The following is a 9,968-nucleotide window of genomic DNA, read 5'->3' as shown; positions in this document are numbered from 1 at the left end:
CTAAGACCGCTTGGCCTCCGACTTCCAGGGTGACGGCCCGGCCGCCGTGCCGGTCGGCGCTGTCGACGCGGTCGGCGGGGCCGGGCCGGTCGGCGTCGGGAACGTCCACGGGCTGCTCCTCTGCGGAGTCCTCCCTGGACTCGCAGGACTATCCCCGGCCCCGCGCCACCGATCGACACGAGGGCCGGGAGAGTCCCGCTTTTCACCGGAACGGAGGACCCCGGCGCACCCCCGCCGACCGCCCCCGCCGCCGTCAGCCGACCGTGCTGCGTCCCACGTAGTAGGCGTGGCTGTGCCGGCTGGTCAGCGTGCTGGGGTGGTCGGGGCCCAGCACCCGGGCCCGGTCGGCCGCCACCTTCTCGTACAGCGCCGCCGCCTGGGCGTTGTCCCCGCTCGCCCCGACGTAGTAGGCGTGGCTGTGCCGGCTGGCCAGCGTGTCCGGGTGGTCCGCACCCAGCACCCGCGCCCGGTCCGCCGCGACCTGCTCGTGCAGCCGGGCGGCCCGCGCGTTCTCCCCGCTCGCCCCGACGTAGTAGGCGTGGCTGTGCCGGCTGGCCAGCGTGTCCGGGTGGTCCGCACCCAGCACCCGCGCCCGGTCCGCCGCCACCAGCTCGTACAGCGCGGCCGCCTCGGCGTTCCGCCCGGTCGACCCCACGTAGTAGGCGTACTGGGAGCGGCTGGTCAACGTGTTGGGGTGGTCCGCACCCAGCACCCGCGCCCGGTCCGCCGCCACCAGCTCGAAGAGCCGGGCCGCCTGCGCACTGTCCCCGCCGTTGCCCACGTGGTACGCGTGCTCGTGCCGGCTGGCCAGCGTGTCCGGGTGGTCCGCGCCCAGCACCCGCGCCCGGTCGGCCACGACCTGCTCGTACAGCGCGGCGCCCTGCGCGTCACCCACGCTGCGGCCCACGTAGTAGGCGTGGCTGTGCCGGCTGGTCAACGTGCTGGGGTGGTCGGCGCCCAGCGCCCGGGCCCGGTCGGCGGCGACCGCCTCGTAGAGCCGGGCGGCCTTCTCGTGCTCCCCGCTCGCCCCGACGTAGTAGGCCTGCTGGGAGCGGCTGGTCAGCGTGCTGGGATGGTCCGGACCCAGCACCCGCACCCGGTCCGCGGCGATCTGCCCGTACAACCGCCCGGCCTGCGCGTTGTCGCCGCCGTTGCCGACGTGGAACGCGTGCTCGTGGCGGCTGGCCAGCGTGTCCGGGTGGTCCGCCCCCAGCACCCGCGCCCGGTCCGCCGCCACCTGCTCGAAGAGCCGGGCGCCCTGCGCGTCACCCACGCTGCGGCCCGCGTAGAAGGCGTGGCTGTGCCGGCTGGCCAGGGTGCTGGCGTGGTCCGGACCCAGCACCCGCGCCCGGTCGGCGGCCACCTGCTCGTACAGCCGGGCCGCCTGGGCGCTGTCCCCGCTCGCCCCCACGTAGTAGGCGTGCTCGGAACGGCTCACCAGGGTGCTGGCGTGGTCGGCGCCCAGCACCCGCGCCCGGTCCGCCGCCACCTGCTCGAAGAGCGCGGCCGCCCGGGCGTCGTCCCCGCTGCCGCCGACGTAGTAGGCGTGGCTGTGCCGGCTGGCGAGCGTGTCCGGGTGGTCCGCGCCCAGCACCCGCGCCCGGTCGGCGGCCACCTGCTCGTACAGCCGGGCCGCCTGCGCGCTGTCCCCGTCCGCCCCCACGTAGTAGGCGTGCTCGTGGCGGCTGGCCAGGGTGCTGGGGTGGTCGGCGCCCAGCACCCGCGCCCGGTCCACCGCCACCTGCTGGTAGAGCCGGGCGGCCAGCGCGCGGTCTCCGCTCGCGCCCACGTAGTAGGCGTGCTCGGAGCGGCTGAGCAGGGTGTCGGGGTGGTCCGGGCCCAGCACCCGCGCCCGGTCGGCCGCGACCTGCTCGAACAGCCGGACCGCCTGGGAGTCCGCCCCGCCGCGGGCGGGGGCGTCGGCCTTGACGGCGCCCACCGGCGGCTCGTCCACGAGGGGCAGGGCGGCGAGGCCGGCGCCGATCCTGCGCAGGAGGTCGCGCGCCTGGGCGGCCTCGGCCGGGCGGTCGGCGGGCTGGCGCGCGAGCAGCCGCAGCGTGAGCTGGTCCAGGTCCGCCGGGATCTCGGGGCGGTGCGAGCGGGGCGCGGCGGGCCTGCTGTGGGCGTGGGCGAGCGCGTAGCCGTCGACCCGGTCGAAGGGCAGTCGTCCGGTGAGGAGCTCGTAGAGCAGGCAGCCGACGCTGTAGAGGTCGCTGCGCGGGTCGTCCGCCGGCTGCTCGGGCCGGTCACGGTCACTGACCAGGCGCTCGGGGGCCATGTAGGGCAGCGAGCCCACCGCGCTCCCGTCGGCGGTGATCCGGGTGCGGCTCTCCTCGGTGTAGGTGGCGATCCCGAAGTCGAGGACCTTGACGGTGCCGTGGCCCACCTCGGCGGACCTGTGCACCAGCAGGATGTTGTCCGGCTTCACGTCCCGGTGCGCGATCCCGAAGTTGTGGGCGAAGGCCAGCGCGTCGCAGACCTGCGCGCACCACTCGACCGCCTTCCCGATCGGCAGCGGCGCCCGGGCCCTGATGATCTTCCCGAGCGAGTCACCCTCGATCAGTTCCATCACCGTGTACGGGGGTTCGTGGTAGAAGTCCGAGTCCAGCAGGGTCACGATGTGCGCGTGGCCGATCAGCCCGGCGGTGATCCGCGCCTCGCGCTGGAAGCGGGCGCGCAGCTCGGGCCCCGAGCTGTCGAGGGCCTGCGAGATGAGCTTGACCGCCACCCGGCGGCCCAGGTGCTCGTCCTGGGCGAGCCAGACGGTCCCCATGCCACCGCTGCCCAGGCGTGTGTCCAGCCGGTACCGACCACCGAGCACTGTCTCGCTCCGCATGCGCTTCCCTCCCGTTGCCGCCACGGACTCTCCCCCGGTGGCCGGCCAGGTCCATCGTTGCCGCCGATTCACTGACGGTCCGCCAGTGGGCGCAAAGCTTGTCAGGGCCAAGCTTGTTACACCTTGGCAGCATGGTCCAGCTCGCAGGGTCGCAACCCCGGAAGTGGGACGGCCCGGGACGGTACCCGGCGGCTCGGGGCGGTACGGCACGGCGCGGGACGCGGGCCCGCCCGGGTCAGCCCCGCTCGGCGGTGAGCACGATCGGGTTGGTGAGCGCCGCCATCGGCCCCCACGGCAGCGCGGCGCCCATGGTGTTGCCCCGGCCCGGGCCGCCGTCGGGCAGCGGGTGGCGGACCTCGGCGCGCACGTAGCTCGCCAACGAGGCGGTGGTGCGCCACAGTACGGTGCCGCTGCCGTCGGCGCCCAGCGACTCCTGGTGCAACTGCCCCTCGTCCGTGAGCAGTCGCACGGTGCCGTTCGGGACACCGGCGACCTGGAGCCGGACGTCGACCGGGGCGTCCGCGGGTACGGTCAGCCGCTCGCCGATCCCCGCCTGGCGCCCGTGACCGGTGGCGGTGAGGTCGAGTTGGACGGCGGCGGACTCGGCCAGCCAGCTGCGACCCGACCGCAGACCGGCCAGCACCAGGTCGCGGGTCAGGTCGTCGGCGAGCACCACGTTGTGCGGGGAGCCGATGACCTGCGGGACGCTGTGCGCGTCGCTGTTGCCCATCGCGGGCAGCCAGCCGCGCCCCTGGCGCAGGCTCTGCGCCAACTGCGCGTCCCAGGCGTCGAGGGCGGACTCGTCGTCGTACGTCCAGGGGCCGTTCCACACCTCGACCGCGTCGGCGTCCTGGTAGCCGAACTTCCACTGGCAGGCCACGTACGGGCAGTACGGGTGCGCCGGCACCACCAGGCCGCCGGCCCGGTGGACCTGCCGCGCGAAGCGCGGGTGGGCGTCGTCCCGGGCACGGTAGCGCCAGTCGACCCACTCGCCGGGCGGCAGGCCGAGCGCGAGCCAGTGACCGTTGCGGGTGGTGACCTCCTCGCCGGTGACGATCAGCAGGTCGGGGCCGGCCAGCGGGCCCCAGATCCCGTGCGAGGCGGAGGTGTTGTGGTCGGTGGAGACGATGAAGTCCAGACCGGCGGCGCGTGCCCCGGCGGCCACCTCCTCGGGCAGCCGGCGGCCGTCCGAGTACACGGTGTGCAGGTGGCAGTCGCCCCGGTACCAGGCCCGGCCGCGCCCGCGGGCCCGCTCCGCCGGGTAGTTCGGGGTGAAGGCGGGGCCCGGGTCGCCGAACCGCAGGGTGACCTGCACCTGGTAGGTCAGCCCCTGCGGGGCGACCTGGTAGGGCCCGAGCACGACGTGCCAGGTGCCGGCCCGGACCGGACCGGGCAGGTAGCCGGGCGTGGCGGCGCCGCGGCTGATCGCGAACTCGGTGCGGAACCCGCCGGACCAGCCGCGGAAGCCCTGGCCGCCCAGCTCGGTGCCGCGCTCGTCGAAGATCCCGATGTCACAGGAGTTGCCCGGCGTGCCGGCCGGCACCGCGGGCCGGTCGTAGCTGTAGGAGACCGCGATCTCGCGCACCCCGGAGGGGACTTCGACGGGCAGGTAGACGAAGTCGGCGGCTCCGGTGGGCAGCGTGCCGGTGACGGTGCGGGTGCTCTCGCCGGGGGCGGCAGCGGCGGCGAAGGAGATCGGCGCCAGCGTCAGCGCGGCGGCCGCGCCCAGCACCAGCCCGCCCTGCAGCAGCCGGCGGCGGTCGGGCGGCGTCGGGCCGTCGGGGCCCTGGGTCGGATCAGCGGCGGACGCCGGGACCTGCGCCGGCTCCGGGCCCTGGTGTCCGCCGTTCTCGGTGGCGCACATGGCAGTCCTCCCCGCCTCCACGGGCCGGCGGCCGTCCGCCACCGGCTCCGCTGGCTGGAGCCCTTCCCCGCCGGGTGAACCGGCGGTGAGGGGAAGTCGACCGGGACCTCACGACCCGGCGGCGATCCGGCGGCGGCCCGATCGCGGCCCGATCGCGACCGACCGGCATCCGGCGGCGATCGCCCGCCGGCGGCCGTCCCGGTCGGTCAGACCGGGTCGACCGCGAAGGGCGCCAGCTCCGGAGCGGTCTTGGTCGGCAGGAACTCGGTGACCTGGTACACCGCCGCCCCCGCCCGCCCGAACGGGTCCTGGGCCAGGATGGCGTCCAGCGCCTCGCGGCTCTGCGCGCGGGCCAGGATCACCCCGCCCACCCGGGGCACCTGGCGGCCCGAGGCCAGGAAGGCGCCGGACGCGTAGTGCGCGTCGAGCCACTCGACGTGCTCCGCCACCAGGGCGTCGATCCGCTCCAACGGGGCGGTGTAGGTCAGCGTGACCACGAACATGTCGTCTCCCTCGTGCGGGGCCGGCGCGCTGGTCCCCAGGCGCCGGGACGGTGGACCCTCAGGACCGGCCGGCCATCCGCTCCAGGCGGGCGATCCGCTCCCCCATCGGCGGGTGGGTGGAGAAGAGCCGGGCCCCCGCCTCACCCGGGCGGAACGGGCTGGCAATCATCATATGACTGGCCGTCTGGAGCTGGGGCTCGGGCGGCAGCGGGAGGCGCTGGGCACCGTCCTCCAGCTTGCGCAGCGCGCTGGCCAGGGCGAGCGGGTCGCCGGTGATCCGGGCGCCGTCGGCGTCCGCCTGGTACTCCCGGGAGCGGCTGACGGCCAGCTGGATCAGTCCGGCGGCGAGCGGGCCCAGGATCATGATGGCGAGCATGCCGAAGAGCCCGGGCCCGTCCTCGTCCTCGTCGCGGCCGAACGGGATCAGCCAGGCGAAGTTCACCAGGAACATGATCACCGAGGCCAGCGCTCCGGCCACCGACGAGATCAGGATGTCGCGGTTGTGGACGTGGCTGAGTTCGTGGCCGATCACCCCGCGCAGCTCGCGCTCGTCCAGCAGCCGCAGGATGCCGTCGGTGCAGCAGACCGAGGCGTTGCGCGGGTTGCGGCCGGTGGCGAAGGCGTTGGGCGCGGAGGTCGGCGAGATGTAGAGGCGGGGCATCGGCTGGCGCGCCGAGGTGGAGAGCTCGCGCACGATCCGGTACAGGACCGGCGCCTCGATCTCGCTGACCGGGCGGGCGCGCATCGCGCGCAGGGCGAGCCGGTCGCTGTTCCAGTACGCGTAGCCGTTGGTGGCCAGGGCGACCAGCAGGCCGATCAGCAGGCCGGCGCGCCCGAAGAAGCTGCCGATCACCAGGATCAGTGCCGACAGCCCCCCGATCAGGACCGCCGTCCTCAGTCCGTTGTGCTGGCGGTGCACGGCAGCCCCTCCAAGTGGTGCGGTGGGAAGCCCTCGGTTCACATCCCTCTGTGCTGGGTCAACGGAGGAAGTGGCGGCCCTGGTTCCCTTCCTCCCACGTCGGCGGCCCGGACGCAGCTCAGAACAGACTGCCGCCGACCACCTGGAGCACCAGCTGCGGGGCGAGGGAGAGCACCACGGCGGCGGTCGCGGTGAGCCCGAGCGTGCCGGTCAGCGAGGCGGGCGGCCGCTGCCGGCCCATGCCGCAGGGGGCGGTCTCCGGGCCCGGGGCGAAGAGCTTCGCCGTCCACATCAGGTAGTAGTACAGGGCGATCACCACGTTGACCGCCATGATCACGGCCAGCCAGCCCAGTCCGGCGTCCACCGCGCTGCGGAAGACCACCACCTTGCCGAAGAGGCCGACCACGCCCGGCGGCAGGCCGGCCAGGCAGAGCAGGAAGAAGGCCATCGCCAGCGCCGCCCAGCGGTCGCGGGCGTACAGGCCCTGGTAGTCGTCCAGGCGGTTGGCCGGGCTGGTCCGCGCCACCAGCGCGGCCACCCCGAAGGCCCCCAGGTTGACCAGGCCGTAGATCAGCGCGTACGCCACGGTCGCGCCCAGCGGGCGCGGGGTGCCGGCGTAACCGGCGGCGGCCAGCGGCACCAGCAGGTAGCCGGCCTGGGCGACCGAGGACCAGGCCAGCAGCCGGACCGCGCCCTGTGCCGAGTCGCCGCGCTGGCGCAGCGCGGCCACGTTGCCGGCCGTCATGGTGACGGCGGCCAGCACCGCCAGCAGCAGGCCCCAGGTGTGGCCGTAGGGGCGGAACGCGATGGTGGTGACCAGGGCCAGCCCGGCGAAGCCGGCCGCCTTGCCGACCACCGAGAGGTAGCCGGCCACCGGCAGCGGGGCGCCGGCGTAGGTGTCGGGGACCCAGAAGTGGAACGGGACGGCGGCCACCTTGAAGGCGAAGCCGACCAGGGTGAGCGCGGCGCCGGCCTCGGCGAGCGGCCGCAGCTGCGCCGGCAGGTGGCCCAGGCCGTCCGCGACGGCGGCCAGGTGCAGGCTGCCGGTCGCCGCGTAGACGAACCCGACGCCGAGCAGCATCACGGCGGTCGCGGTCACCGAGGAGAGGAAGAACTTCAGCGCGGCCTCGCCGCCGCGCCCGTCGCGCTTGAGGGCGACCAGCGCGAAGGAGGGCAGCGAGACCACCTCGAGCGCGATCACCAGGGTGGCCAGGTCGCGGGAGGCGGGCAGCAGGGCGGCCCCGGCGGCGCTGCTGAGCAGCAGGAACCAGTACTCGCCGGCCGGCAGCCGCTGCTCGCGCACCGCGTGCAGCGAGAGCAGCGCGGCGATCAGCGCGCCGCCGAGCGCCAGCAGCTGGAAGACCAGCGCGAAGTGGTCGGCGACGTACGAACAGCCCGCGTTGTCGGTGGCACCCGCTACGTTCGGTGCGCAGAAGGTGGACCTCGGGTGACCGCCGGTCAGCGGCAGGAGGGAGAGCAGGGCGACCAGCAGGGCCGCGGCGGTGAGCGGGCCGAGCAGCTTCTTGCGGCCCTGCGGCAGGAACAGGTCGGCGAGCAGCACCAGCAGCGCGGCCAGCGCGGTGATCAGCGGCGGGGCGATCGCCACCCAGTCCACCGACTGGATCAGCGTGCCCGGGTTCGCCACCGCGAGGTGCTGGACGGCGCCCGCCAGCTGGTGCGGCACGAGGGCGAGGGGGGTCGGGTTCACGGCGGGCTGCCCCAGGAGTTGGTGGCCGGCGGACGCGGCCGCGGCGCCGGACGGGGTACTGGACAGGGCCGCGGCGACCGGCCCGGCGATGGTGGCGGTCATCGCGGTCAGCCCCCCGCCAGCAGGTGCCGCACGACCGGGTCGGACAGGCTCAGCAGCAGCGCGGGCCAGAGCCCGGCCAGCAGCGTGAGCGCGGCCAGCGGGGTCCAGCTGACCGCCTCGTACGGGCGCAGCTCGGCCGGTTGGGCGACCGCCGGGCGAGTCGGGTCGCCCATGCAGATCCGGCGGACCACGACCAGCAGGTAGGCCGCCGTCAACAGGGTGCCCAGGCCCGCCAGGACCATGTAGGTGACGAAGGCGGGGCGGGAGAGGGCGGCGGCCGGGTCGAAGGCCCCGAGCATCGCCAGCACCTCGCCCCAGAAGCCGGCCAGGCCGGGCAGCCCGAGGCTGGCCACGGCGGCGAAGGCCAGCAGCGCGCCCAGCCGGGGGGCCCGGCCGTACAACGCGGCGCCGGTTTCACCCGAAAGGGTGTCGAGGTCCGCGGTCCTGTAACGGTCTTTGAGCGAACCGACAATAAAGAAGAGAAGGCCGGTCACCAGACCGTGGGCGATGTTGGCGAAGAGCGCGCCGTTCACGCCCACCGGAGTGAGGGAGGCGATGCCCAGCAGTACGAAGCCCATGTGGCCGACGGAGGAGTAGGCGATCAGGCGCTTGAGGTCGCCCTTGCGGCCCGGGCGGGCGAGGGCGAGACAGGCGAGCGAACCGTAGACGATGCCGACGGCGGCCAGCGCCCCCAGGTACGGGGCGAAGGTGGTGGCGCCCTGCGGCACCACCGGGAGCAGGACGCGGACCAGACCGTAGGTCCCCATCTTGAGCAGGACACCGGCGAGCAGCACCGAGCCGACGGTCGGCGCGGAGGTGTGGGCGTCGGGCAGCCAGCTGTGCAGCGGCCAGGCAGGTGCCTTGACCGCGAGGCCGAGGCCGATCGCCAGGGCGGCGATCACCTGGGTGGAGTGCGACAGGCCCTGGCCGTGGGCGGCGGCGAGGGCGGTCATGTCGAAGGTCCCCGCCTTGAGGCCGACCAGGAGGAACCCGAGCAGCATCACGGCGGAGCCGAGCAGCGTGTAGAGGATGAAGCGGTAGGCGGAGGCCGTCCTGGCCCCGCTGCCCCAGCGGGCGATCAGGAAGTACATCGGGATCAGCACGATCTCGAAGGCCAGGAAGAAGAGCAGCAGGTCGAGCACCAGGAAGGTGGCCAGCATGCCGACTTCGAGCAGCAGGAAGAGCCCGGCGAAGGCCTGGGCCGACGGGGCGCCCTCGGTGCCCGCGCCCGGGCGGCGCCTGGTGGAGTACACCGCGCACAGGAAGGTGAGCAGCGCGGTGAGCACCACCAGCGGCAGCGAGATGCCGTCCACCCCCAGGTGCAGGCGCACGCCGAGGGAGGGGATCCACGCGGTGTCGGTGACGGCCTGCATCCGGCTCGGGTGGCCGTGGTCGAAGCCGGCCGCCAGCGCGATCGCCAGCACCAGGACGACTCCGGTCACCAGCGCGTTGAAGCGCAGCGCGCGGCGCTCGCGGGTCTCGGCGTCGGCGCCGAAGACGGTGGCCGGGGCCAGCGTGGCGGCGGCCCCGAGCAGCGGCAGCAGCAGCAGGGCGATGAGGAGCAGGTTCATCGGGTACTCCCCGGGCGGGCTGCGGCGGACGGTCGGAGCGTGGGCGGGCAGGTGGTGGGCGGACAGGCGGTGGGCGGACAGGCGGTGGGCCGGGTGCGGCCTGCCGCGCGGGGGCACGGGCGCGGGCTCGGGCGGGGGCTCATGTGCCGACCGCCACGAAGACCGTGATCAGCACCACGCCGGCCAGCAGGGCGCTCAGGTAGGTCTGGGCGTTGCCGTTCTGGGTCCACCGGACCAGTCGGCCGAGCAGCCGGGCCGCCCCGCCGGAGCCCTGCACGTAGCCCTCGACGACCTCGCGGTCCAGGAACCGGACGAGTTCCGCGGCCGCGACGGTCGGGCGCACGAAGAGCCGGCTGAAGAGCTGGTCCAGGTGGAAGCCGTGCTGGGCCGGGCCGTACAGCGGGCCCAGCAGCGTCCGGCCGGGATCGGCCGGGGCCGCGGCCGGCACCGCCGTGGACGCGGCCA

6 protein-coding genes and 1 pseudogene are annotated in these 9,968 nt (G+C 74.9%); all 7 read right to left on the bottom strand.

Annotation, left to right across the window (positions count from 1 at the left end):
- Positions 1 to 253 precede the first annotated feature (253 nt).
- Positions 254 to 2,836 carry a serine/threonine-protein kinase gene (locus tag ABD323_RS33970; RefSeq protein WP_344445920.1) on the bottom strand — a complete coding sequence of 861 codons (2,583 nt, stop codon included), beginning with the start codon at positions 2,834 to 2,836 and terminating at the stop codon, positions 254 to 256.
- A gap of 235 nt (positions 2,837 to 3,071) precedes the next feature.
- Positions 3,072 to 4,547: a CehA/McbA family metallohydrolase gene (locus tag ABD323_RS33965; RefSeq protein WP_425556255.1), complete on the bottom strand. Its 1,476-nt coding sequence runs from the start codon at positions 4,545 to 4,547 to the stop codon at positions 3,072 to 3,074.
- Positions 4,548 to 4,906: 359 nt separating this feature from the next.
- A complete protein-coding gene (locus tag ABD323_RS33960) occupies positions 4,907 to 5,203 on the bottom strand; it encodes a YciI family protein (RefSeq protein WP_344445918.1) in 297 nt (98 codons plus the stop codon).
- A 58-nt stretch (positions 5,204 to 5,261) separates the two neighbouring features.
- The gene (gene htpX, locus ABD323_RS33955; RefSeq protein WP_344445917.1) at positions 5,262 to 6,122 is read right to left on the bottom strand and encodes a zinc metalloprotease HtpX; all 861 of its coding nucleotides are present in this window, start codon (positions 6,120 to 6,122) and stop codon (positions 5,262 to 5,264) included.
- Between the two features lie 118 nt (positions 6,123 to 6,240).
- On the bottom strand, positions 6,241 to 7,932 hold the full coding sequence (locus ABD323_RS33950) for an NADH-quinone oxidoreductase subunit N (protein WP_344445916.1): 1,692 nt from the start codon (positions 7,930 to 7,932) through the stop codon (positions 6,241 to 6,243).
- 5 nt (positions 7,933 to 7,937) lie between these two features.
- Complete coding sequence (locus ABD323_RS33945) at positions 7,938 to 9,503, bottom strand: complex I subunit 4 family protein (protein WP_344445915.1); 1,566 nt, start codon at positions 9,501 to 9,503, stop codon at positions 7,938 to 7,940.
- 139 nt (positions 9,504 to 9,642) lie between these two features.
- Positions 9,643 to 9,968 (bottom strand): annotated as a pseudogene (locus ABD323_RS33940) (NADH-quinone oxidoreductase subunit L); the annotation flags it as partial.

The sequence above is a fragment of the Kitasatospora nipponensis genome, assembly GCF_039528135.1.
In the GTDB taxonomy this organism is placed as follows: domain Bacteria; phylum Actinomycetota; class Actinomycetes; order Streptomycetales; family Streptomycetaceae; genus Kitasatospora; species Kitasatospora nipponensis.
The sequence above is the reverse complement of the archived record's forward strand: the minus strand, read 5'-3'. Positions and strand labels throughout refer to the sequence as shown.

Bases quoted from the DNA above. Each gene is read 5' to 3' on its own strand.
- ABD323_RS33945 (WP_344445915.1), bottom strand. From the start codon at position 9,503: ATGAACCTGCTCCTCATCGCCCTGCTGCTGCTGCCGCTGCTCGGGGCC.
- ABD323_RS33970 (WP_344445920.1), bottom strand. From the start codon at position 2,836: ATGCGGAGCGAGACAGTGCTCGGTGGTCGGTACCGGCTGGACACACGC.
- ABD323_RS33960 (WP_344445918.1), bottom strand. From the start codon at position 5,203: ATGTTCGTGGTCACGCTGACCTACACCGCCCCGTTGGAGCGGATCGAC.
- ABD323_RS33950 (WP_344445916.1), bottom strand. From the start codon at position 7,932: ATGACCGCCACCATCGCCGGGCCGGTCGCCGCGGCCCTGTCCAGTACC.